This window comes from Nitrospira sp. KM1 (genome assembly GCF_011405515.1).
GTDB lineage: Bacteria > Nitrospirota > Nitrospiria > Nitrospirales > Nitrospiraceae > Nitrospira_C.
Genome location: NZ_AP022671.1, coordinates 4,009,167 through 4,034,032, shown reverse-complemented (window position 1 = coordinate 4,034,032; position 24,866 = coordinate 4,009,167). Strand labels below are relative to the sequence as shown.

Sequence of the window (24,866 nt, the reverse complement as noted above, 5' to 3'; positions counted from 1 at the left end):
TGCGGATCGCAGCACGGCCCAACTGCAGCACGAACGACGTTACCAGCGATAGTGCGCGAAAGCCTTGTTCGCTTCCGCCATCCGATGCACGTCTTCCCGCTTCTTGACCGACGCCCCTGTGTTATTCGACGCGTCCAGCAATTCAGCCGCGAGTTTTTCCCGCATGCTCTTTCCGCCGCGCGTCCGCGAGAATTCTGACAACCAACGAAGTGCGAGCGACATCCGGCGAGCCGGACGGATTTCGACCGGCACTTGATAAGACGCGCCGCCGACACGTCTGGACTTCACCTCAACGACCGGCTTGACATTGTCGATCGCTGAACGGAATACCTTGAGCGGATCCCCACCCGTCTTTTCCTGGATCACGTCGAACGCGCCATAACAAATACGCTCGGCCGTGCTCTTCTTGCCACGCTCCATCAAAATGTTCAAAAATTTCCCAACAAGCTTGTCTCGATAGCGGACATCGGGAAGTGGCTCACGTTGACCTAAAAATCTACTTCGCGGCATTGTCGTGTACTCTTATTCCATTAGCTGCGCATGAATGATTACTTTGGACGCTTCGCTCCGTACTTCGAACGTCCCTGCTTTCTATCCGATACACCGACCGCATCAAGAGCCCCGCGAACGATGTGATAACGAACACCCGGCAAGTCTTTCACGCGACCGCCCCGAACGAGGACAATCGAGTGCTCCTGCAGATTGTGCCCAACACCGGGAATGTATGTGGTCACTTCCATTCCGTTAGTTAACCGAACACGGGCAACTTTACGCAACGCGGAATTCGGCTTCTTCGGCGTCTGGGTATAGACGCGAAGGCAGACGCCGCGTTTTTGCGGACACGATTTCAGCGCAGGACTTTTCGTCTTGGCGTGGGCCAACTGGCGGCCCTTTCTGACTAACTGATTAATCGTCGGCATGTTGCATTGCTCTCAATTTCAGAACGTTTCAGACTCTTCTTCGCCCCTTCCAGGGCAAAGCCGGTGGATTATAATGACAGTCTCTTTCAGTGTCAATACCTGGAAGATCCATCTCACGTAATTTTACGTCGACGTGGATTCTCCCGCGGCAGCGGCAACTCCTTCATGCGATATCGCCGGCAAATCCGGAGAACCGACAACTACGGGTTCGGGCTTCGGACTGATCACGAAAGTCTCACGATATTCCTCAAACCCACTTCCTGCAGGAATCAAGCGCCCGACAATGACATTTTCTTTCAGGCCCCTCAAATTGTCTTCGCGACCGTTGATCGCCGCTTCCGTCAACACCCTCGTTGTTTCCTGGAACGACGCAGCAGAGATGAAGCTGTCCGTCGTCAAAGCGGCCTTCGTGATGCCCAAGAGAACCGGCTTGCCAATCGCCGGCTTACCATCCTTCTTTGACACACGATCGTTTTCCTCTTCGAAAAGCATCTTGCTGACCTGACTGCCCGGGAGAAATTCCGTATCTCCGGGATCTTCGATCCGCACTTTGCGCAGCATCTGCCGCACGATGATCTCAATATGCTTGTCGTTGATCGTCACGCCCTGGAGACGGTACACATCCTGCACTTCGTCAACGAGATATTTCTGTAACTCATTCGGACCCAGCACATCGAGAATATCGTGGGGGTTCGCAGACCCGTCCATCAACGGCTCGCCCGCGCGCACCCAATCTCCCTCGTGCACGTTGACGTGCTTTCCCTTCGGAATGAAGTACTCTTTGGTGTCGCCCATCTTGTTATCGACCAGGACCTTGCGTTGCCCCTTGACGAAGCCTCCGTATGACACTTCGCCATCGATCTCGCTGATCACGGCCTGCTCCTTCGGCTTGCGGGCCTCAAACAGTTCGGCCACACGTGGTAGCCCCCCCGTGATGTCCTTGGTCTTCGTCGTTTCTCGCGGAATTTTGGCGAGAACGTCGCCAGGATGCACCATCGCACCTTTCTCCACGAAAATGTGTGCACCGACGGGCAACAGGTATCGCGCCACGGTATTCGCGCCACCGGACACCTTCGCCGTCTTTCCGCCTTCGTCTTTGATCGAGATTCGAGGGCGCAACGTCGCGCCGGTATGCTCGATAATGACCTTGCGTGACAATCCGGTCACCTCGTCGAACTCTTCCTTCATCGTCACACCTTCGACGATGTCGCCATACGCGACCTTCCCTCCGACCTCAGTCAGGATCGTGAGCGAATAAGGATCCCATTCGACCAATTTTTGGGCCAATGCAACCCGCTCGCCGTCTTTAATCTTGATCTTGGCGCCATACACGACCGGATACTTTTCACGCTCACGGCCATTTTCGTCGACGATCGCAATCTTCGCGTTGCGATTCATCACGACCCAGTCGTTTTCCTTATTGCGAACGGCAATGCCAGCGTTGTGCAAGTCCGCATTCTTTTTGGCATCGAAGCTCATGAATTTCATGTAGCCGGCATGCTTGGCTTCAAGCACGGTTTGCTCAACGACCTTGCTAGCCGTTCCACCGATGTGGAACGTACGCATGGTCAACTGCGTTCCAGGCTCACCGATCGATTGGGCTGCGATGACGCCTACCGGCTCACCCTTCTCGACAAGACGACCTCGCGCGAGATCGCGGCCATAGCACGCACGGCATACGCCACGCCGAGATTGGCACGTCAGCACCGACCGAATTTTCACCCGGTCGACAGCGGCCTCGACAACGTCCTTCGTCCGCTCTTCGGTGATCTCTTCATTGAACGAGACGATGATTTCACCGGTCACCGGATCACGGATATCATCGGCGGCCAACCGTCCAAGAATACGTTCTTCGATCGGCTGAATGATTTCTCCGCCCTCCACGAGCGCGCTGACGAAGATTCCGTCGGTCGTTCCGCAGTCGATTTCGCTAATGATCACATCTTGCGCGATATCAACGAGCCGGCGCGTCAAATAGCCTGAGTTCGCGGTTTTCAACGCGGTATCGGCCAATCCCTTTCGAGCGCCGTGCGTGGAAATGAAGTACTGGAGCACGGTCAACCCTTCGCGAAAATTTGCCGTGATCGGCGTCTCGATGATTTCTCCTGACGGTTTCGCCATTAACCCGCGCATCCCGCCCAACTGACGAATCTGTTGCGAACTACCGCGAGCGCCCGAGTCGGCCATCATGAAGATCGGGTTGAAGGCTTCCTGCTTGTTCGGATCGCCACTGGCACCAAGCTCTTTCATCATCTCTCCAGCCACCTGTTCCGTCGTATGTGCCCAGATATCGATGACCTTGTTATAGCGCTCACCGTTCGTGATCAAGCCCTCACCGTATTGGCGCTCGATTTCATTGACTTCTCGTTGCGCCTTCCCGATGATTTCTTCCTTCTTGCTGGGAATATGCATGTTGTCGATGCAGATCGATACGCCGGCCCGCGTGGCGTACTGGAATCCGGTGTCCTTGATCTTATCCAGGAACATGACCGTTTCCCGATGACCTGATTGCCGGTATACGGAATCGATGAGCTTGGTGACCTCTTTCTTGGTCATCAGCTTATTTGCATAGGCAAACGGCATTCCTGTCGGAAGCACTTCCGACAGAATGACTCGCCCCACAGTGGTTTGAACCAACTCGCCTTCAATACGCACCTTGATCCGGGCATGCTCTTCGATTTCCCGCGCATCGAACGCAATGCGGACTTCTTCGGGCGAGCCGAACAGTTTGCCCTCTCCCTTCATACCTGCGCGCTCTTTCGTCAGCCAGTAACAGCCCAGCACCATGTCTTGAGAAGGAACGGCGATCGGCTTTCCGTTCGCTGGCGACAGAATGTTATTGATCGACATCATGAGCACGCGAGCCTCGACCTGGGCCTCGACGGACAGCGGTACGTGCACGGCCATCTGATCGCCGTCGAAGTCTGCATTGAACGCCGCGCAGACGAGCGGATGCAATCTGATGGCTTTGCCTTCCACCAACACCGGATCGAAAGCCTGTATGCCGAGACGATGGAGCGTGGGGGCACGGTTCAATAAAACCGGATGCTCCCGAATCACTTCATCCAGAACGTCCCAGACTTCGGGACGCTCTTTTTCCACTAGACGCTTGGCACTCTTGATGGTCGTGGCGGCCCCGCGCTCTTCGAGCTTGTGGAAGATGAACGGCTTGAAGAGTTCGAGCGCCATCTTTTTAGGCAACCCGCATTGATGGAGACGCAGTTCCGGACCGACGACAATGACAGTACGGCCTGAATAATCCACCCGTTTACCAAGAAGATTCTGTCGGAAACGTCCCTGCTTGCCCTTCAGCATGTCGCTCAGCGATTTGAGCGGACGCTTGTTGGGTCCTCGGATCGCACGACCGCGACGCCCGTTATCGAACAACGCGTCGACCGCCTCCTGCAGCATACGCATTTCGTTTCGGATGATGACTCCCGGCGCCTTCAGTTCCATCAACCGCTTTAAACGGTTATTCCGGTTGATGACGCGTCGATAGAGATCGTTCAGGTCGGACGTGGCGAAACGGCCGCCGTCCAGCGGCACAAGCGGACGCAACTCAGGCGGCAGTACCGGAATCACATCCATGATCATCCATTCCGGTTTGTTCCCGGATTTGCGGAAGGCTTCGATGACCTTCAGCTGCTTCGCGTGCTTCTTTTTCATGGCCGCGGACGTGGAGGTCTTGGACTTGGCCTTGATCTCATCCCACTTGGCATTAATGTCGATCTTCCGCAGCAAATCCCGGATTGCTTCGGCACCGATGCCCACCTTGTAGGCGTTCGGGGCAAATTCGGATTGCAACGTGCGTAGCTTCTCCTCCGTGACGAGCTCTTTCTCCGTCATGTCGGTTTGACCGGCATCGACGCAGACGTAACTCTCGAAATAGAGGATTTTTTCCAGTTGCTTTAGGCTCATGTCGAGCAGCGTGCCGATCCGGCTTGGGACACCCTTGAGAAACCAGATATGCGCGACCGGTGCAGCAAGCTCGATGTGCCCCATGCGTTCACGGCGGACCTTCGACTGGATGACCTCGACGCCGCATTTGTCGCACACGATGCCCCGATGCTTCATGCGCTTGTACTTGCCGCAATTACATTCCCAATCCTTGATCGGACCAAAGATCTTCGCGCAGAAGAGCCCGTCTTTTTCCGGCTTGAACGACCGGTAATTGATCGTTTCCGGCTTTTTGACTTCGCCGTACGACCAGGACCGGATCTTTTCGGGCGATGCGATGCGAATCCGCATCGAATCGAACGACACCGAATCCCTGGGCTTCTCAAATAATGTGTATACGCCTTCCAAGGTAGTGACCTCCTCCGATGCCGGCATCAGCCGGCACAAAGTAGTTAGTCTTGCGTTTTGACCAATTCCACGTCGAGTCCTAGGCTTTGCAGTTCCTTGACCAGGACGTTGAACGACTCGGGCAACCCCGGCTCTAGGAACGGTTCGCCTTTCACGACGGCTTCATACATTCGAGATCGGCCCGGAACGTCGTCGGACTTCACGGTCAGAAACTCCTGCAGCGTGGACGCCGCTCCGTAAGCCTGTAAGGCCCAGACTTCCATTTCTCCCAACCGCTGACCGCCGAATTGAGCCTTACCGCCCAATGGTTGTTGCGTCACGAGCGAGTATGGCCCGATCGATCGCGCGTGAATCTTGTCATCGACCAAATGGTGGAGCTTCAACACATACATATAGCCCACGGTCACGGGACTGCCGAACGCTTCCCCGGTCCGGCCATCCATTAACACCGTTTGCCCGCTGGACGGCAGTTTGGCGCGCTTCAGCAAATCCTTGATTTCCTTTTCAGACGCCCCGTCGAAGACCGGACTTGCGACCTTGATCCCCAAGGCTCTCGCGGCCCAGCCGAGGTGGGTTTCGAGAATCTGCCCGACATTCATACGCGATGGAACGCCGAGCGGATTCAAAACGATTTCGACCGGAGTTCCGTCAGGAAGGTATGGCATGTCCTCTTCCGGCAAGACACGCGAAACCACACCCTTATTTCCATGTCGGCCGGCCATCTTGTCGCCAACCTGAATCTTGCGCTTCATCGAGATGTAGACTTTGACGAGCTTGATGACCCCAGGAGGCAGTTCGTCGCCCCGCTTCAGCCTTCCGACTTTCTCATCGTACAGCGTCTGTAGAATTTCGATCTGTTCCTTCGCTCTCCGATCCACATCCTCCAACTCTTTTTGCTCATCGGGATCGCTGAGAATGATGTAGCGAACCGTCTCATCCGGAAGCCGTTTGAGGATTTCGGCCGTCAGCTTGCCCTTCTTTTTCAGAATGACATCGCCGCTCTCGGGGTCCATCAGATCACGGCCCACGACTTTGCCTAAGAGCAACTTCCTGATTTTCTTGTTTTTTTCTTCCTCGATGATTCGCAGCTCTTCATGATGGTCGCGCTGCAGCTTCATCGCATCTTCGCTTTCAATGCTCTTGGAACGTTCGTCCTTGTCGAGACCCTTGCGGGAAAAAATCTTGACGTCGACGATGATTCCTTCCACACCCGGTGGAACCGTCAGGGATGTATCCTTGACGTCTCCTGCCTTTTCACCGAAAATCGCACGCAAGAGCTTTTCTTCCGGCGTCAACTGAGTCTCGCCTTTCGGCGTCACCTTGCCCACCAGAATGTCCCCGGGCTTCACTTCGGCACCTATGCGGATGATTCCGCTTTCATCGAGATTGCGCAACGCTTCTTCCCCAACATTGGGAATGTCGCGCGTAATGTCTTCCTTGCCCAACTTCGTATCGCGGGCTTCTACCTCGAACTCCTCGATATGAATGGACGTGAACGCATCCTCGCGCACGAGCTTTTCACTGAGCAGAATCGCGTCCTCGAAGTTGTATCCACCCCAAGGCATGAACGCCACCAGCACATTTTTCCCCAGAGCAAGCTCACCTTGATCGATGGCCGGACCATCCGCCAATACCTGTCCTTTTTTGACGGGCTGCCCGATACGAACGACCGGTGTCTGCGTGATGCATGTATTCTGATTTGATCGCTGGAACTTGATCAATTCATACACGTCCAATCCCGTATCATTGCGCTTTCGACCCTCTTTCGAGTCCGATCGAACGACGATGCGGGTGGCGTCCACGCTTTCAACCACACCGGGGCGCTTCGCCTGGACCACGTATCCGGAATCACGTGCGACAACCGCCTCCATGCCGGTGCCAACGAGCGGAGATTCCGCCTTGAGCAGTGGCACTGCCTGCCGCTGCATGTTCGACCCCATCAGAGCGCGATTGGCATCGTCGTGCTCTAGGAACGGAACCAATGCGGTTGCTACGCTGACGACCTGTTTCGGCGATACGTCCATATATTCAATCTTGTCAGGGGTGGCAGTCACGAAATCGCCTCCAGACCGCGCCGAGACGGTTTCAGAAACCAACCGTCCGCCTCCATCCACTTTAGAGTTGGCCTGGGCGATCATATATTTGTCGCCTTCGATGGCGGAAAGAAACTCGATCTGGTCCGTCACCCGCCCCTTCTCCACCCGACGATACGGCGCTTCGATGAAGCCGAATTGGTTAATCCGCGCATAGGTGGCCAGTGACGTGATCAACCCGATGTTCGGACCTTCCGGCGTTTCGATCGGACAGATACGGCTGTAATGGGATGGATGCACGTCGCGCACTTCAAATCCCGCTCGTTCACGAGTCAACCCGCCGGGACCCAGGGCAGACAGCCTCCGTTTATGGGTGATCTCGGCCAGAGGGTTTGTTTGATCCATGAACTGCGAGAGCTGGCTGCTGCTGAAGAATTCCTTCACTGCGGCGACAACCGGCTTCGCATTGATCAAGTCATGCGGCAGCACGGTCTCCATATCCAGGAGATTCATCCGCTCCTTGATGCTCCGCTCCATACGGACCAGCCCGAGACGGAATTGATTTTCCAGTAATTCTCCTACCGAGCGGACCCGACGATTTCCCAAATGGTCGATGTCATCGATCTCGCCCTTCCCCATCTTGAGATTGACCAGATAACGAATGACTTCGACGATGTCTTGGGATGTCAGCGTTCGCTGCTCCAACTGCAAATCCAGCCCAAGTTTCTTGTTCAACTTCAATCGACCGACGGGAGAAAGATCATACCGCTTGGAGTTCAAAAAGAGATTGTCGAACAGGGCGCGTGCCGTTTCGACGGACGGCGTTTCTCCGGGACGAAGACGGCGATAGATTTCAACCATCGCCTCTTCCTTCGACCCCGTCCGCTCCATTTCCAACGTGTCGAGGATCACCGGCGTTGCCGTGGCCGTGTCAAAATAGATGACCTTGAATTCCTCGATATCGGTCTCGAGGAGACGTTCCACGATTTCTGCGGTGAGCCGCTGATTCTTCTCCGCCAACTTGTTTTTCTTACTGTCTACTAATTCGGTCAGGACCGCGCGTCCGACCAATTCTGTCGGCGAAAGCGGGATTTCCTTCACGCCAGCGGCCTTAAGTTTCGCAATCACGCCCTTCGTCAGCTTCGCCCCTTCCCGCACCAACGGTTCTTTGCTGCCCTTTTCCGTCAGTTCCATAGAACAGCGGAGTCCCTGGTGAATCTCGGGATCGAGCTTGCGCATCAACTTGCCCTTGACCACCCGAATTTCCTCGACGGGGTAATACATTTTCAGCAAATCGTCGCCCGAATAGCCGAACGCTTTGAGCAATATCGTGGCCGGCATCTTGCGCCGTCGGTCGATCCTCACATACAGGATATCGCGGGCGTCAAATTCAAAATCCAACCAGGACCCGCGGTATGGGATGATCCGAGCCGAATATAAAACCTTCCCGCTTGCATGCGTGCGACCCTTATCATGCGTGAACGAAGCACCGGGAGACCGATGTAACTGGCTGACCACCACTCGTTCAGTGCCATTGACGATGAACGTTCCGCGTTCGGTCATCAGCGGCAATTCTCCGACGTAGACCTCCTGTTCACGGACATCCAGAACATTCTTCTTTGGTCCTTTGTCTTCCTTGTCGAACACCACAAGGCGAACCCGCAGTTTCAACGGCACCGCAAACGTCATACCCTGCTCAAGGCATTCCCGCTCGTCATATTTGGGCGTCCCAAGGGTATAACTCGTGAACTCCAGGACGGCCGTGTTGTTATAGTCAGGAATCGGAAAGACACTCGCCAGCGCGGCCTGCAAACCATGATCTTTGCGCCGCTCGGACTCCGCTTCGAATTGAAGGAACTCCTCGTACGACCGCTTTTGAATCTCGATCAAGTCAGGGATATCGATGCTCGTACGAATGCGAGAAAAGTCTTTCCGCTCGACGAACTCTTGTAGAGTCGTTTCGGGCATTCCCAGTCCTCCACTCCAATAGTTGGGTTGGGCGCCCGCAGATACGAGCGCCCGCGAGATGCATGCGACCGAGACTACTTGATCTCGACTTTCGCGCCGCTCTCCTCAAGCTTCTTCTTCATCGTATCGGCTTCTTCCTTCGCCACACCGGTCTTGACAGGCTTCGGAGCGCCTTCGACCAGATCTTTGGCCTCCTTCAATCCCAGGCTGGTCAGCTCACGAACAACCTTGATGACTTGGATTTTCTTATCGGCCGGAGCGGAAGCCAGAATGACGTCGAACGCCGTCTTTTCTTCTGCGGGAGCGGCAGCGGCACCACCGGCGGCAGGCGCTGCGGCCATGGCCATTGGAGCCGCGGCCGTGACTCCAAAGCGATCTTCCAGACCTTTGACCAATTCTGCGAGATCGAGCACGCTCATGCTCTCAATCGCCTTGATCAATTCCTCTTGCGACAACTTTCCCTCTGTAGCTGGCATGTCCCCTTCTCCTTTCCGTTTATCCTGAATGGCAACAATGACTCTTACGAATTTCGACAACACCGCGTTGAGGGTGTACACCACCCCGCGAATCGGGCCTTGCATGGCCGATAGCAACATGGCGATGAGTACTTCCTTCTTAGGCAACTTCGCCACGGCGGCGAGTTCTGCAGGCTGAACGACTTTTCCTTCCAACACACCGAGGGTAATGCGGATCTTCTCTTCACGCTTTTCTGCTGCGATAAAATCGCGAAGGATTTTGGTGGGCAATACCGGATCGTCGTATCCGATGACGACGCCGGTCGGTCCCTTCAGATGGGTCCTTAATCCGGAAAGGACTGTTCCCTCCGCAGCCCGCGACGCCAGTGTATTCTTGACCACCTTGTATTCGGCTTTGGCACCACGCAGTTGCTTGCGAAGCTCCGTCACTTGGTTGACAGGAAGCCCTGCGCATTCTGTCAGAATCGCCAATCGTGCGCGGCCGAACTTCTCCGTCAACTCCGCTACCGCTGTGGCTTTCTCATCCTTCTTCATGATGGAACCTTCCCCTTCCCCCTAGATACCTGTCCGGTCGATTAACTCCACTGCTTCGTCAGCGCAACGGCATCCAATCTCACTCCAGGCCCCATCGTGCTTGAAAGAGTCACGCTCTTGAGATACCGGCCCTTACAAGAAGACGGTTTTGCTTTGACGACCGCCTCGAGAATAGCCGAGGCATTGTCGAACAGCTGCTCCGCCTTGAAAGACACTTTTCCCACCGGAACCTGAACGATACCGGCCTTTTCGACCTTGTACTCGACACGGCCCTTTCGGATCTCGCCCACGGCCTTTCCCACTTCGAACGTGACGGTACCCGTTTTCGGATTGGGCATCAGGCCGCGAGGCCCCAGAACCTTCCCGAGCTTGCCCACGGCGGCCATAAGATCCGGAGTCGAGATGGCACAATCGAAATCCATCCACCCGCCTTTGATTTTCTCCATCAGGTCATCAGAACCTACATAATCAGCGCCGGCCTGGCGTGCTTCCTGTTCCTTCTCTCCCTTGGCGAACACCAGGACACGAAGTTTTTTCCCCGTTCCGTGAGGCAAAGAGGTCGTCCCGCGCACCATCTGATCCGAGCGTTTCGGATCCACTCCGAGGCGGATCGCCAAATCAACCGATTCATCGAATTTGGCATAAGCCGACGATTTGACCAGGTCAACCGCTTCGCGCAGCGGGTACTGGCGTTCCTCGACCTTTTCCATCGCACTTTTCATTTTCTTTCCCATACCCATCGCTCCTTCTGCCTCGACATTACCCTTGAATCACGACACCCATGCTCCGTGCGGTTCCTTCGATAATCTTCACTGCGCCTTCCAAGTCGGCCGCATTGAGATCGGCCATTTTCTTTTGCGCGATCTCGTCCAGCTGCTTGCGCGTAATCTTCCCGACTTTGTCCTTTTGAGGAACTCCGGACCCTTTGATGATTCCGGCCGCCTTTTTCAGCAAATCGGAGGCCGGGGGTGTCTTCATCACAAATGTGAACGTCCGGTCCTTATAGACGGTGATGATCACCGGAATGATACTGTCACCCTCTTTCTGGGTTTTGGCGTTGAACTGCTTGCAAAACTCCATGATATTCACGCCGTGCTGACCCAAGGACGGTCCCACCGGAGGAGCGGGATTCGCTTTACCGGCCGGAATCTGCAACTTAATCTGCGCTGACACTTCCTTCGCCATAGCCTCACTCCTGCTGGTTCGAACAACAAACGCGCTAAATGCGTTCCACCTGTAAAAATCCAAGCTCAACGGGCGTTGAGCGACCAAAAATGCTGACCATGACCTTGAGCCGGCTGTGGTCTTGATCCACCTCATCCACCATGCCGTTGAAACCGAGGAACGGACCGTCGACGATTCGCACATTGTCGCTCTTGATGAACTTTACCTGTTCACGAGGACCGGCACTGCCGGCGTCGACTTGCTTGAGAAGTTCCGCGACCTCATCGTTCGTTAAGGGCGTGGGTTGCGCCCCACCGCCAACGAATCCCGTCACTTTCGGTGTTTCCTTGATCATCTGCAGCGTTTCATTCGTCAGAGGCGTTTCAAGTTCGACGAGGACATATCCGGGGAAGAACTTCCTCCGCGATGTCCGCCTTTTCCCGTCCTTGATTTCAATCACATCTTCAGTGGGGACAAGGACCTGCCCGAGCTTTTCAGATAAATTCATTTGATTGGCTCGCTCGAGTAAACTGGTTTTGACTCGTCCTTCAAAACCCGCGTAGGTGTGAATCACATACCAGTTCTTGTCCATGCCCTGCCCTCGATCGTTTGGTTGAAGCACGATTGCTAGAGAATCTTTCCGACCAGCCACACCAGAAATGAATCAATGACCGATAAATAGACCGACATCAGCACACAAAACACGATGACGACTGTCGTGGACCCAATGGTCTCAGCCTTTGTCGGAAACGAAACTTTCTTCAACTCCGTTCGTACATCGGAAAGAAATCCCTTTACTGAATCAATCATCCGCTTAAACATCATGTGTCCTTACACTGAACTATGTGAACCCGCTGCACGGCACTTGGAACCATCGCACGGCGGCCGGCACGATTGAACATATCGTGGCAGGGGCACTAGGATTTGAACCCAGACTCTCGGTTTTGGAGACCGATGTGCTGCCATTAACACCATGCCCCTAACGACAGCTCAACCCTTCCCGTGCACGCCATCGAGTTATTTCACTTCTTTGTGAGCCGTGTGCTTTCGGCAAAACTTGCAGAACTTATTTCGCTCCAACCGATCGGGATCGTTCTTCTTGTTCTTATTGGTCGAATAATTCCGCTGCTTGCAGGCCGTACAGGCTAAGTCGATAATTTCTCGCATCGCAACCCCCGTTCTTCGTCAATCTCCGCGCTCACATTCTCGATTGCGCATTCGGAGCGGGTCTCGTTGTGGTTTACGCCAGGATTTCGGTGACGACGCCGGAGCCGACGGTCTTGCCGCCCTCACGCACGGCAAAGCGCAACCCCTGATCCATCGCAATCGGGCTGATCAACTCCGCCGACACGCTCACATTGTCCCCCGGCATCACCATCTCCACCCCCGGATTCAACGACACGATCCCCGTCACATCCGTCGTCCGGAAGTAAAACTGCGGCCGGTACCCGTTGAAGAACGGCGTATGCCGTCCCCCTTCTTCCTTCGTCAGCACATAAATCTCCGCCTTGAACTTCGTATGCGGCGTAATACTCTTCGGCTTCGAGAGCACCATCCCCCGCTCCACGTCCTCTTTCTTCGTCCCCCGCAGCAGCACCCCGATGTTGTCGCCCGCCTGCCCCTCGTCGAGCACCTTGCGGAACATCTCCACCCCCGTCACCACCGTGCTCTGCGTCGGCTTCAACCCCACGATCTCGATTTCATCCCCCACCTTCACGATGCCCCGCTCACAGCGGCCCGTCACCACCGTGCCCCGGCCGCTGATCGTAAACACGTCTTCGATCGGCATCAAAAACGGCTTGTCGATCGGCCGTTGCGGCGTCGGAATATAGCTGTCCACCGAATCGAGCAATTTCATGATCGCCGGCACCCCCAGCGGACCCCCGTCGCCTTCCATCGCCTTCAAGGCGCTCCCCTGGATGATCGGCGTCTTCTCGCCCGGAAAATCATACTTCGAGAGCAACTCCCGCACTTCCAATTCCACCAGGTCCAACAACTCCTTGTCATCGACCTTGTCCGCCTTGTTCAAGAACACCACGATGTAGGGCACCCCGACTTGGCGCGCCAATAAGATGTGCTCCCGCGTCTGCGGCATCGGCCCGTCCGCCGCACTGACCACCAGGATCGCCCCGTCCATCTGGGCCGCTCCCGTGATCATATTCTTCACGTAGTCGGCGTGCCCCGGACAGTCCACATGCGCATAGTGCCGCTTGTCCGTCTCGTACTCCACGTGACTGATGGCGATCGTCATGATCTTCGTCGCGTCCCGCCGGCCCTGGCTCTCCGACGCCTTCGCCACTTCGTCATAGCTGATGAACTTCGCCATCCCCTTGTCCGCACACACCTTCGTTAAGGCCGCTGTCAACGTCGTCTTTCCGTGGTCCACGTGCCCGATCGTCCCGATATTCACATGCGGCTTCTTCCGCTCAAATTTCGCCTTCGCCATACATCACTCCTTTTCTGAAAACCTTTGAAGGTGTCATGGTTCTCTTATCGGGGCCAAACATCCGCCATGCTGGACGTCCGTTCAGTCGAACCGTTGACGAATGTCCGTCGTCTCTCAGTCAGGTCGCATGTGGCGGTGGAGCCCACGACGCGGATCGAACGCGTGACCTCGTCCTTACCAAGGACGTGCTCTACCAACTGAGCTACGTGGGCCTTTATCGCGCATGATCTCTCACCGATGATTTTGTACTGACCGTCACTATGCGCGAATGAGCATACCGACACAGGCGACGATGCATCGCTCCTTATGGAGCGGGCGGTGGGAGTTGAACCGCACTCCGTCGTCAGCTCAGCCCTGAAACTTGCTTCGCCGACTCCCGCTGAGGAGGCCAGCCCCCTCGCGCCCTCCCCACGAAAGAGGTCCACCCCTTTCGAAATCCCCACTGTCGTGGGTTCAGATTGCCAAGCCATTTTGGAGCGGGCGGTGGGAGTTGAACCCACGACAGCCAGCTTGGAAGGCTGGGACTCTACCGCTGAGCTACGCCCGCCTGAAATCATGAATATGGTCACTGAATCCAGAGAGGAGTTGTTTCGATCATAACTGCCATAATGCAAAAGGCGCCGCAGCCCACCATAATTCGTGAGACGGCTTCCGGTCGACGAGCTCTGCTATGGTGGGCAGGCAAGGATTCGAACCTTGGAAGCCGATGGCAACAGATTTACAGTCTGCCCCCTTTGGCCACTTGGGTACCTGCCCGATCTAGCAAACTCCAATTACTGCATTGAAAAGTCATCGTTGTTTTTGACGTTTCATCCACGAGAAACAAGAGTAGGCTAGTCCACGCACAGCTCCCTCGTCCTTAGCCTATTAAGGATGAAGAGATGCGCAACGGACACAGCCTTGTTCAAGAAACGCTCGATTCTATTGATGAAGTACTGCGAAGTCAAGCCCTATAGTCGTGAATCTGAAAAAAACTTGCGCTGAGGATGAGCTTCGGTGAGAGATATTCATACTTCTCCAGACAAAACATCGCGCTTGAACCGACAAATGACCGATACGTTACAGAAGAAACTTACGATACGAAAGGTTTGGGGCTACATTCTTACTATCCGCAGGACAGATCTGAGGCCGGCACTGTCGGGTGCAATGCCTTTTGCGCCTGATGAACGAGATCTAGAGGATAACCTAGAGCATTTTGCATTAAATAGGAGATTTCTTCTGAAGATACCCGAGAAGCGCCGGCAAGATACCGTTTCCTGGCTATTAACCGTTCCTCGGGGTTCGAAGGCTCGTAATAGCCGCGGATCTTGCCCTCTTGATCAGCAGTAGAAAGACGCTGCAGCCAGGCCTCGCGACTTTTTCCCGGCTTCCCAATAGCCCGTCCCGATCCATGACCAGACTCCAATTGACTCCATACCGCCCATCCAATGAATACAGCCCAAGCTTCGTTTAATGCTTCCCAAGACTCTTGATCGCTTAAGAATCGCTCTTCCGTTTCAGCCGGGCGCTGAACCACAGGTGTGATGAGGACCACACTATAACGGCATCGTTGTTGTTTCCGCGCAAAAACTTCGAGCGAGGTTCCTGCTCCTTCTTGTCTAGTCGCCGCATAGTCCATGAATGCATGAAACAGTTCATGGTACAGCGTTTCAATTTCGGTATGGGTGAGCCGATTAAGTGGTCGCAACGTCCCTCCCGCCGCATTAAATGAGAGCGAACGGTTGAGGACCATTCGATGCTCACCAGGATGATATTCAGCAGCAAATGCCTGAAGATCATCGAACTCGAATTTTACGAATTGCGATGGAACCTCGCGGAGGAATCTGGTCGGCAGCCCCAGAGATGCGGATTCCTTCACAAGCTGCGTCCAGATATGACCAGATACCGAAGATTCCTCCGCCGGTAAGGCAATATCCCAGAGGCACAATGTAAGAGCCGTCGGCGCACACGCGGCAACAACCATGAGGCGAAAGCTCAACGTCATGTCTTGTGCCGTGATGAATTAGAAGTGATCTTCTTGATATCCTGACCAGTCGCCATGACTTCCCTCTTCAATCAACGCCAGTTGATCGAAGAGGGCGGGAGAGACATGGTCGAGAAAACGCGTGGGCTTTGAAAGGAGCATGCCGCTGTTTTTGTCGAATATATTGATGGGATACGTGAGATATAAATATCGCTTTGCGCGAGTCACCGCGACATAAAATAATCTGCGTTCCTCTTCCAGTTCCTCATCAGTCACAAAGGAGTACACCGAGGGGAACCTTCCGTCAACGACCCAAATGACAAACACACACTGCCATTCCAGCCCTTTAGCCGAATGAATTGTCGACAGCACCATCCGTTCGTCATCACGATCCGTGGCGTCCACTCCAATTTCGCTTCCATCCGGCGGCTCAAGCGCGAGATCGGCTAGAAATCGGGTAACATCCGGATACCCCTCGGCGATCGTGTGAAGATGATCCAGGTCTCGGATCCGCTTTGGATAGTCGTCGTATTGCTCTTTGAGAATGGGAAGGTAATATTCATACGCATGACTGACTTGCTCGGCCGTCTCCAGGTTCGACCCGGAAAGACCTTCGAGCATGGTGGCCAGATTTTTCAAGCCGACCGCTGATCGACCGCTCACCTCACGCAGTATCTGATACCCCCGGTTCGAGTTCAGGACGGCTCCCAGCAGATCCTGGGCCTTCTTGGGTCCGATACCCTCGACCAGCATCAAAACCCGATGCCAACTCACCGAATCGAGGGAGTTTGCCGCAACCCGTAAATGGGCAAGCACATCCTTCACGTGCGCCGTTTCAATGAACTTGACCCCGCCCCGTTTCGTGAACGGCAATCCCTGACGTGACAATTGGATTTCCAGGTCAAATGAATGGAAGCTCGACCGGAAGAGCACCGCGACCTCGCTGAGCGGCACGCCTTCGTCCCGCAGTTCCAGGATTTTCTGTGCAATGAATCGTGATTGCGCATTTTCTCCGGCCGCTTCTGCCAAGGTGGGAAGAGGACCGTCGAGCTTCCTGGTAAACAACTGTTTAGTGTATTTCTCGACCGCTTGCTCAATGATACAGTTCGCCAAGTTTAGAATCGGTTGCGTGCTTCGATAATTCTCTTCCAGCTTATAAATAGTCGTGCCGGGAAACAGGTTCGGGAACTCCATAATATTCTTGAAGGTGGCGCCGCGGAATGCATAGATCGACTGGCTGTCATCGCCCACAACCATGACATTCTGGTGAGTCGCCGCCAGATTCCTGATCACGTCGGCCTGCAAACGATTCGTATCCTGATATTCGTCGACGAGAATATATCGAAACAGTCGGGAGATCGATTGGCGCGACGCCTGGTCTTCCGTCAATAACCGGCGCAATGCGACTAAGAGATCGTCATAATCCACCAACTGCCGTTGCTGTTTCGCAAGTCGATACCCTTGCTGCAATTGAGCCAACGCATCCAGATGGTCGGCGAAATGACTGAACTCTTCAATGACGATGTCATCAAGCGTGCGCAGCGTGTTTTCGCTTTTACTGAACATTTCCGCAATGGTGCCCTTACGGGGAAAGCGCTTGTCCTTTTCGTTCAGCCCCAATTGAGATCTGACCATGGCGATCAAATCCTCGGCATCGCCACGATCCAATATGGTAAATCCCGGCACCAACCCTATGGCGCGGCCATATCGACGCAATAACATATTTGCGACGGAATGAAATGTTCCGCCACACACGTTCGCGCTCCTGCCTCCAATCAATTCTCCTGCCCGATCCAACATCTCTTGAGCCGATTTTCTCGTAAAGGTCAATAGAAGAATATTGGATGGATCGACTCCCGAATCGATGAGATATGCGACACGATACACCAGCGTGCGGGTCTTTCCGCTTCCCGCCCCCGCGATAACCAGAGAAGGCCCATCTCCCGCGGTGACAGCTGCCAGTTGCTGTGCGTTCAGAAGACGCGCGTAGTCAATTGATAGCCGACGCGGAGTCGCGTCGTCGGCCGACCGCTTTAAAATATACGGCGTGACGTCCCGATTCATGGAGGAGTGAAGACGTGTAAATGGGTGTATAGCATTAGCAGCGCACGGGTTTCAACGATGCTTGGTACGATCGACGTCCGCCCCCTTGGAGCGTGACGAACGGTCAGTTATAATGGCGCCACATATCTACTTCGAATCATCGAGGCACATGACCACGTTCAAGGGTTCATACCATCAGCAACTCCGCACCCTCGCCGAATTGATGCTGGCGGTGGCTGGCGAGTCGGTGACCGTCATGAAGAAAAATGCGCCGCAGCAGGCGATGAAGCTTAAACGCCAGGACGAATGGGGCCTGTACCTGGAGTTTATCAAGGTCATGTTCAATTTGACCGACCGCCTCTCGGCCTTTCACATTCCGATCAAAGATCAACCCGAATTCATGAACGGATTGGAAGATGCCGTCACCTCGCATTTGAAAACGGCCCTCGAACCGGCGTTCGGCTCCAGTCTCGATCAAACGGAGATCATGATGACGGTCGGAGGTGCGGTCGCCGAAAGCCGTGAGCTGTACGAGCAATATCGGTTTTCGATCAATGAAGACAGCAAGTCTAAGAATGCCATGTTCGACGCATTCGGCGGACGGATAGCAGACACGCTCGGTGTGTCGGGGAATCGGGAAATCACTTCCGCCGCAACGCTCTGTGCGACGGCAGTCGTGCCGGCTATCAGTGCAATTCTTCAAGGTCAGACCCCTCCCGATTCACCATCGAAGTCCTCGCCTGGCGAGATAGCCACAGTGACCGGCGACAGCGCCTCGATGACAAAGACGCAGACTGGCAATGAAATCAAGTTGATCAGTGTCATGTCGAATGTCAGCGGAGAAGAAGTCGAAACTCGCTGGGGCCTTCATCCTCGGTTCCGTCAAGACTTGACCTCAGACGAACTCCAGCAACTCACCAAGCTGATGAACCGAGTTGCAAAAATCCTTGGCGAACGCTACGCAACCGTGGCATTCTCGAACGAATGGACCTCCTGGCATAAGGCCGGCCACGCCTGATTGATCTCGTCTCGGGGTACATTTGTCCCCTCACGATTTCTCGGCTCCCACTGACGAAGGAGACGCAATGAACGCCTCACAGGGTTCTCCGCCGATGATTCCGCGCAGCCTCGCCCGGTTAACGGAACTTTCACAAAATCTGTGGTGGAGTTGGACGGTAGAAGCCCGGCAGCTGTTTGAAGCGATTGATCCGACTCTTTGGTACCTCACTCAGCACAATCCAGTAAAGATGCTGTCGGATGTCAAGCCGGAACGTTTGATCAAACTAGGAGACGACCCTTCATACCTCCGACAGTACTCTGCGGTGATTAAATTGTTCGATGAATACCGCGCAAACGGCAGGAGCTGGTTCGGCACACAGCACAAGCCATCGCTTCACAACACGATTGCATACTTTTCAGCGGAGTTCGGCCTCCATACCTCAATTCCGATTTACAGCGGCGGATTGGGCATCCTTGCGGGTGACCACTGCAAAGAAGCCAGTGATCTGGGCATCCCTCTGGTCGGCATTGGGTTCATGTATCCACAGGGTTATTTCAGGCAGCGTATCACGGCGGAAGGATGGCAGGAAGCGGCCTATTCTGCTTTCAATCGTGAAGATTCTCCCATCCATCCCGCGCTGACTCCGTCGGGAGAGCCTTGCCGGATTACAGTGGAAATGGGAGGGAGGATCGTCGCAGCAGTCGTGTGGAAGGTTCAAGTCGGCCGAGTCCCGCTCTACCTCATCGACACGGATGTTCCGGAAAACAGCCCGGAAAACCGGGCACTCTCTGCTCGCTTATACGGCGGAGATCAGGAAATGCGGCTGTGTCAGGAAATATTGTTGGGGATCGGTGGAGTCCGTGTTCTCCGAGCACTTGGAATTGATCCGTCGGTCTGGCACGCCAATGAAGGCCATTCAGCCTTCCTCACCCTGGAACGGCTTCGTGAATTCGTTGAGAAGGGCTGTTCGCACGCGGAAGCAAGCGAACAGGTGCGCATGAGCACTGTATTTACTACGCACACACCGGTACCCGCAGGCCACGACGTATTCCCTCACCATCTGATGGATCGGTATTTTGACGGATTTTGGGATCTGATCGGTTTGTCAAGGGAAGAATTCCTTCGCCTCGGCGAGACACCGGAATCCAGCGGGAACGGCTTCAACATGACGGCACTTGTGATCCGCCTCTCCGCCCACATCAACGGAGTGAGTCGTGAACATGGCCGTGTCAGCCGCTCCATGTGGGAGCACTTCTGGCCAGGTCTACCGACAGAAGAAGTACCCATTCGAAGTATTACGAACGGTGTCCACGCCCCGACGTGGATTTCACCAGAGCTTAACCGCTTGTATTGTAAATCGCTCAGTCCCACGTGGAGCGAGAGCTGCGATGACCCTGCCCTGTGGCAGCGGGTCATGGACATTCCAGACGACGAACTTTGGGCGATGCGTCAAACGATGAAGCGAAAACTCATGGGGTTCGTCAGAGAACGCGCGCGGAGCGGTTGGATCAGCGGTGCCCTTCAACCCTCACAAGTGCTGACTCGCGGTACTCTTCTCGATCCGGAAGCACTCACCATAGGGTTTGCCAGACGCTTTGCCACGTACAAACGGGCGACGTTGTTGTTTCGAGACCTTGAGCGATTAAAAAGACTGCTGCAAGATACCTGGAGACCCGTTCAGCTGATTTTTGCCGGCAAAGCTCATCCGGCCGACGAACCGGGCCGTTTCTTTATCCATGAAGTGCTCAATTTCTGCCACGATCACAAGCTGGGCGGACAAATCGCTTTTCTCGAAGACTATGAAATGCACATGGCGAAGTATCTGGTTCAAGGAGTAGACGTCTGGTTGAACACGCCACGGTATCCGATGGAGGCCAGCGGAACAAGCGGGATGAAGGCCGCGCTCAATGGAGCCGTCAATCTCAGCATCCTGGATGGCTGGTGGCAGGAAGGCTATAACGGTGCCAATGGGTGGGGTATCCAACCTTTGATCGATAATCCGGATGTGCAGGCCCAAGATCAACATGATGCCGAGCAGTTGTATCGCATCCTAGAACACGAAGTCGTACCACTCTTCTATCAGCGAGACCTCGACGGCATACCCCGCGGATGGCTCCAGCTTGTGAAAGAAAGTATCCGCACGGTGGCTCCAACGTTTTGCACCAAACGCATGGTCAAAGATTATGTGGAGATCCTTTATACGCCGGCCATGGTCCATGCTCCGTCTTCCTGGTGAGCGGCTTGGACTTCCAATCGACTCCTGCTCCACAGCCCCACCATCGATTCATATCGGGCCAGATGCTCAAGGCCGTCCTGGTTATTTTCTGTTGCGTCATTCAATTGGACAACGGCCTGTCCTACGCGAGCGCCTCCACCGCGAAAGAGCATGAACGCGAAGCGGCCGATGCATTTCAGAAATTGGAATACGACCGAGTCTTTCGTCTTTGGCAGTCATTTCCGACGGACACGACGCCCTCGAAATCGTTCATTCGAGCCGCTCTCGAAAGTGCCCTTAAGCTAGGACGGCCCGATGACGCACTCGGTCTGTATGATCGGCTGGTCCCCGCAGATCAGCGGGATGATCTACCTTTGCTCCGTAAGATTGCCCTCGGAATGATCTCCTCACATGTGCGGGACTCAAAGGAGCATATACGGATCGCGGCCTATAGCTCTCTCGCAGAACTGGGGCTTCCCGAGACTCGATCGCTCTTGGAGGACGGATTACTGGATGCGTCACCATTGGTACGAGCGCGGGCAATCGAAGGGCTTGGTCATGCGCGTCTGGCGGCACAGTCGGGAGCCGTGCGCCGGGCCTTGCGGGATGACATGCCGGCCGTAAGAATCGCGGCGATGAACGCCCTCGGTGAAGCAGATGTTCGAGACGTCATACCCGGACTGATTGAAGTTGCCAGAACGGAAGACGGACCAGAGGCCGTCTTTGCCTATGCCGCGCTGTTCAAACTGGGTAAGCGCGACATGCTCGTGGATATTCAGAACGCCGCCACGCTCCCCGATCCGGAATCCCGCATGGCCGCATTCGGGGCATTGGGCAGGCTGAGGCAACCGTCAAGCCTCGCGGTCTTGAGTCAGGGTGTCTACGATCCGGAAGCGCCCGTGCGGGCGTTTGCCGCCGGCGCCCTCGGAGAATTTGGGCAACCCGGAGGCGTAGCGCCGCTCACTCACGCACTGGGAGACGAACATGCTCGAGTACGAGGCATCGCAGCGGTCAGTCTTGGAAAACTGGGCATTGCAGAAAATCGTCCGCTGCTGCAGGCTCTCACCCGAGACGCTTCTATGCAGGTCCGTGCGAGTGCAGTCGAAGGGCTCCTCCGGTTGGGAGATGCTTCGGCGGTTTTAGCCGCGACGGATCTGGCCCGTCATCCGGACCCTTCCATCCGGGCTGCCACGGCCCAGGCACTCGGAGCCTCAAGCGACAAACAGGCGACCAGCATTCTGCAGGCGCTCTTGCAAGATCAACAGCCCCAGCCTCGTTTGTACGCCGCCAAAGCGCTGGGAAAAACTTCCGTCCCTGTCACACCGCTGTTGAAGAAAGGACTGCACGATACTGATGTCGCTGTCCGCATTACTGCCGCCGGAAGCCTTTTGCATCAGGCCGACCGCCTGACGAAGTCTGCACCACCGCGTAGACGGAAAGGGTAACCATGTGGAAATTCATAGGTGTCTTTGTCCTGATCATGACGTCATTCGCGCTGGGATTCTATTTTGGTCAGCGCCCTGTCGGGACCCTGCAAGACACGGTCTCCGACCTTCGTCAATCAGTCAAGGAGATGTCCCGTAACGTGATTGACACCACAATGGGCATCGAACAGGATCTTCGCAGAAGGCAGGCGTTGTTGGAGACAAAATCCAAGGTGGTCCAGGCAAAATCAGAATTACTTGATAAGAATTTTGGGGAGGCGGCAAAGCAGCTCGCCGACGGCGTCGCTGGACTGGAAGGCGCGATTAAAGGAGCAAAATCCGACCACGCCACTCAGGATGTGCGTGCCCTCGTCGGCAAGCTACAGGAGATCAGATTGGAGTTGTCGATGGGGAAACCCATCGCCGCAAAAAAGCTCGGTGAAATTCAGCAGGACATCGACCGTCAATTAAATAAATGACGTCAATGAGTTGTCGCGGTCGCAGGTGAGTCCTGGGACTGCTTCTTCCATTTGACCAAAATCCTCTCCACCCGCATGCGCACCACTTGATCGGGATCTTTCGTCAACGGTTTAATCGCGGCACGCCCCCTTTCATCGCCAATGGCCTCGAGCGCTGCGGCTGCGGTTAAGCGCGTAAACCAGTCCTTATCGGCCAACATCTCGATCAATGGATCAATCGCGTCGGTGTGCTTGATGCGCCCGAGCGCCAAGACCGCTTGTTTGCGAACCATTTCGTCTTTGTGCTTGAGGGCACCGACCAATCGAGGAAGAGCAGGTTCACCCAGTTGGACCAACGCGTTCGTCGCATCGTCTTTGAACTCATCGTTATGCAACTGCTGCATCAGCGGATCGAGCACGCGTTCATCTCGGATTCGGCCTAAGGCCGAGAGTACATACTTGCGGACATCCCAGACTCGTAACAGTTTGAGCAATTGTTCCACGGCAGGAGACCCGATCTGCCCAAGCGAATCGATCGCCACCTCACGTACCTGCCAATCACCATCGTGCAGAGCGGCGCATAAGGGCTCGACGCAACGCTCATCTCCCATTTCCCCCAACGTGATTGCGGCTTCACGCCGGACGACCCAATCCGGATCTTTAAGAAGGTCAATTTGGATATCGATTTCATCCTTAACTTTTTCTTCTTCCAGTGCGCTCTGTTCCGTCGGACCGCCCCCACCTTCAGCTGCAACCGGCTGTTCTCCGGTCAACTCGGCGGCGACGCGATCCGTCAATTCGTCACTTGCCGATTCGGGATCGGCTGGGAAAAACTCGTCCGATTCGTTCTTGTGCTGTTCCATATCGTATTCCTTTTGGCCAGCGTGGCCGCCGATGCGACCCTACAGTTTCACGAGGCGAGGCTTGCGGCTTCCGCGGGCTTGCTTCCGGCCGCATTCTTCTTCCGCAGGGCCAGCGAGCGCCGTCTTCGTTGTTCACGTTTCAACCGCTTACGGAGAGAGCGGAGCGCCGGGTCTCCTTCGGGATTCTCGTGTCCAGTCAGTTTTGACGCGACCTTCTTCTTCAGCGTTGTCTCCTCGGAATCTTCAGCTTTCTTTTTACCCATCGAAACCTAACCTCCCATGGTCTCACCACACATGACGTTGGACGTGAATAACTCAACAGTCTAGTGGAGAGCTTCGGACAGTGTCAACCAGAAGGAGAGCTAGCTGAGGACCAGCGTTGCCGCCCCGGTGTGAGCGGTATAGCCCGTCTCCAACAATGCCGGCACCCGACGCATGCCGCGGCGAATCCAAAGATCGCTGTGAAGCGTCCTTGACGGGTATCTCAAAACAGCCGTAGGCGATAGCTCCGGCAAGATATTCCCCAATACGTGCAGCGGATACGCATGTGGCAGGCTATCCGACGAGATCAAGAGGTCAGGACGCCGTTCACCTACCACCTCAATCTGGACGATGGTGATCCCGGATGTCTCCATTTCCAAACGGACGGCAGCGGCATGAGACAAGTCAAGAATGCGTCCCTGGGCATAAGGACCTCGATCAGTAACCTGTACATGGAGGTACTTGCCGTTTGTGAGGTTGACAACTCGTAGGATACTTCCGAGAGGAATCGTGCGATGAGCGGCAGTCAAGCCTTCCATGTCGTACATGGCGCCATTGGCTGCTTGGCGACCGTGGAACTGACTTCCGTACCATGATGCGACTCCACGATCCTTAATGCCGACATCAAACTGTGTCTCACCCTTGGGGATCCAAGAGCACCCACCAAGGATGCCTGGACTCACTGCCATGACCCAGATGATGGAACTAATAGTTCTGAAACCTTTTGCGCTCATCGGTTCACCTGCCAATACATCTCGACACTTTGAGTGATCCGAAACCGTTCGTTCATTGA

The 24,866-nt window shown here is 55.0% G+C and carries 20 protein-coding genes, 4 tRNA genes and 1 pseudogene; 4 read left to right on the top strand and 21 right to left on the bottom strand.

Going from position 1 to position 24,866, the window contains the following annotated elements; translation table 11 throughout:
• Positions 1–39: 39 nt before the first annotated feature.
• The 18 genes and pseudogenes from rpsG to W02_RS18930 form a co-directional block, all read right to left on the bottom strand.
• Positions 40–510: a 30S ribosomal protein S7 gene (rpsG, locus tag W02_RS19010; protein ID WP_173050617.1), complete on the bottom strand. Its 471-nt coding sequence runs from the start codon at positions 508–510 to the stop codon at positions 40–42.
• Between the two features lie 38 nt (positions 511–548).
• A complete protein-coding gene (rpsL, locus tag W02_RS19005; RefSeq protein ID WP_173050615.1) occupies positions 549–920 on the bottom strand; it encodes a 30S ribosomal protein S12 in 372 nt (123 codons plus the stop codon).
• 123 nt (positions 921–1,043) lie between these two features.
• Entirely contained in the window at positions 1,044–5,225 is a 4,182-nt protein-coding gene (gene rpoC / locus W02_RS19000) for a DNA-directed RNA polymerase subunit beta' (RefSeq protein ID WP_370467948.1), read from the bottom strand.
• 44 nt (positions 5,226–5,269) lie between these two features.
• Positions 5,270–9,226 carry a DNA-directed RNA polymerase subunit beta gene (gene rpoB, locus W02_RS18995; protein ID WP_173050613.1) on the bottom strand — a complete coding sequence of 1,319 codons (3,957 nt, stop codon included), beginning with the start codon at positions 9,224–9,226 and terminating at the stop codon, positions 5,270–5,272.
• A gap of 74 nt (positions 9,227–9,300) precedes the next feature.
• A complete protein-coding gene (gene rplL, locus W02_RS21680; protein WP_370467990.1) occupies positions 9,301–9,681 on the bottom strand; it encodes a 50S ribosomal protein L7/L12 in 381 nt (126 codons plus the stop codon).
• Between the two features lie 48 nt (positions 9,682–9,729).
• Positions 9,730–10,236, bottom strand: a pseudogene (gene rplJ, locus W02_RS21675) (50S ribosomal protein L10); the annotation flags it as partial.
• 41 nt (positions 10,237–10,277) lie between these two features.
• Positions 10,278–10,970 carry a 50S ribosomal protein L1 gene (gene rplA, locus W02_RS18985; protein ID WP_173050609.1) on the bottom strand — a complete coding sequence of 231 codons (693 nt, stop codon included), beginning with the start codon at positions 10,968–10,970 and terminating at the stop codon, positions 10,278–10,280.
• Positions 10,971–10,995: 25 nt separating this feature from the next.
• Complete coding sequence (rplK, locus tag W02_RS18980; protein WP_173050607.1) at positions 10,996–11,421, bottom strand: 50S ribosomal protein L11; 426 nt, start codon at positions 11,419–11,421, stop codon at positions 10,996–10,998.
• 34 nt (positions 11,422–11,455) lie between these two features.
• On the bottom strand, positions 11,456–11,992 hold the full coding sequence (gene nusG / locus W02_RS18975; protein ID WP_173050605.1) for a transcription termination/antitermination protein NusG: 537 nt from the start codon (positions 11,990–11,992) through the stop codon (positions 11,456–11,458).
• A gap of 35 nt (positions 11,993–12,027) precedes the next feature.
• Positions 12,028–12,225, bottom strand: coding sequence for a preprotein translocase subunit SecE (gene secE / locus W02_RS18970; RefSeq protein ID WP_232068593.1), 198 nt, complete (start codon positions 12,223–12,225; stop codon positions 12,028–12,030).
• An 81-nt stretch (positions 12,226–12,306) separates the two neighbouring features.
• Positions 12,307–12,381, bottom strand: a tRNA-Trp gene (locus W02_RS18965).
• 36 nt (positions 12,382–12,417) lie between these two features.
• The gene (rpmG, locus tag W02_RS18960; protein ID WP_173050603.1) at positions 12,418–12,567 is read right to left on the bottom strand and encodes a 50S ribosomal protein L33; all 150 of its coding nucleotides are present in this window, start codon (positions 12,565–12,567) and stop codon (positions 12,418–12,420) included.
• A gap of 73 nt (positions 12,568–12,640) precedes the next feature.
• A complete protein-coding gene (gene tuf / locus W02_RS18955) occupies positions 12,641–13,846 on the bottom strand; it encodes an elongation factor Tu (RefSeq protein WP_173050601.1) in 1,206 nt (401 codons plus the stop codon).
• A gap of 136 nt (positions 13,847–13,982) precedes the next feature.
• Positions 13,983–14,058, bottom strand: a tRNA-Thr gene (locus W02_RS18950).
• 260 nt (positions 14,059–14,318) lie between these two features.
• Positions 14,319–14,393: transfer RNA gene (locus W02_RS18945), tRNA-Gly, on the bottom strand.
• A 124-nt stretch (positions 14,394–14,517) separates the two neighbouring features.
• A tRNA-Tyr gene (locus tag W02_RS18940) sits at positions 14,518–14,602 on the bottom strand.
• Positions 14,603–14,951: 349 nt separating this feature from the next.
• Positions 14,952–15,830, bottom strand: a complete 879-nt coding sequence (locus tag W02_RS18935) for a hypothetical protein (protein ID WP_173050599.1) — start codon at positions 15,828–15,830, stop codon at positions 14,952–14,954.
• 18 nt (positions 15,831–15,848) lie between these two features.
• A complete protein-coding gene (locus W02_RS18930; RefSeq protein ID WP_173050596.1) occupies positions 15,849–17,873 on the bottom strand; it encodes an ATP-dependent helicase in 2,025 nt (674 codons plus the stop codon).
• 148 nt (positions 17,874–18,021) lie between these two features.
• Between W02_RS18930 and W02_RS18925 the strand changes: the two genes are divergently transcribed.
• The 4 genes from W02_RS18925 (at position 18,022) to W02_RS18910 (ending at position 22,970) form a co-directional block, all read left to right on the top strand.
• A complete protein-coding gene (locus W02_RS18925; protein ID WP_173050595.1) occupies positions 18,022–18,870 on the top strand; it encodes a hypothetical protein in 849 nt (282 codons plus the stop codon).
• A gap of 67 nt (positions 18,871–18,937) precedes the next feature.
• Positions 18,938–21,088, top strand: coding sequence for an alpha-glucan family phosphorylase (gene glgP / locus W02_RS18920; RefSeq protein WP_173050593.1), 2,151 nt, complete (start codon positions 18,938–18,940; stop codon positions 21,086–21,088).
• 62 nt (positions 21,089–21,150) lie between these two features.
• On the top strand, positions 21,151–22,512 hold the full coding sequence (locus W02_RS18915) for a HEAT repeat domain-containing protein (protein ID WP_173050591.1): 1,362 nt from the start codon (positions 21,151–21,153) through the stop codon (positions 22,510–22,512).
• 2 nt (positions 22,513–22,514) lie between these two features.
• A complete protein-coding gene (locus tag W02_RS18910) occupies positions 22,515–22,970 on the top strand; it encodes a hypothetical protein (RefSeq protein ID WP_173050589.1) in 456 nt (151 codons plus the stop codon).
• Between the two features lie 2 nt (positions 22,971–22,972).
• Here W02_RS18910 and W02_RS18905 read toward each other — a convergent pair whose 3' ends face one another.
• From W02_RS18905 to W02_RS18895, 3 genes are all read right to left on the bottom strand, one after another.
• The gene (locus W02_RS18905) at positions 22,973–23,812 is read right to left on the bottom strand and encodes a HEAT repeat domain-containing protein (RefSeq protein WP_173050587.1); all 840 of its coding nucleotides are present in this window, start codon (positions 23,810–23,812) and stop codon (positions 22,973–22,975) included.
• Positions 23,813–23,859: 47 nt separating this feature from the next.
• Complete coding sequence (locus W02_RS18900; RefSeq protein WP_173050585.1) at positions 23,860–24,075, bottom strand: hypothetical protein; 216 nt, start codon at positions 24,073–24,075, stop codon at positions 23,860–23,862.
• Positions 24,076–24,174: 99 nt separating this feature from the next.
• Positions 24,175–24,807 (bottom strand): septal ring lytic transglycosylase RlpA family protein, encoded by a 633-nt coding sequence (locus W02_RS18895; protein ID WP_173050583.1) that lies wholly within the window; start codon positions 24,805–24,807, stop codon positions 24,175–24,177.
• Positions 24,808–24,866 lie beyond the last annotated feature (59 nt).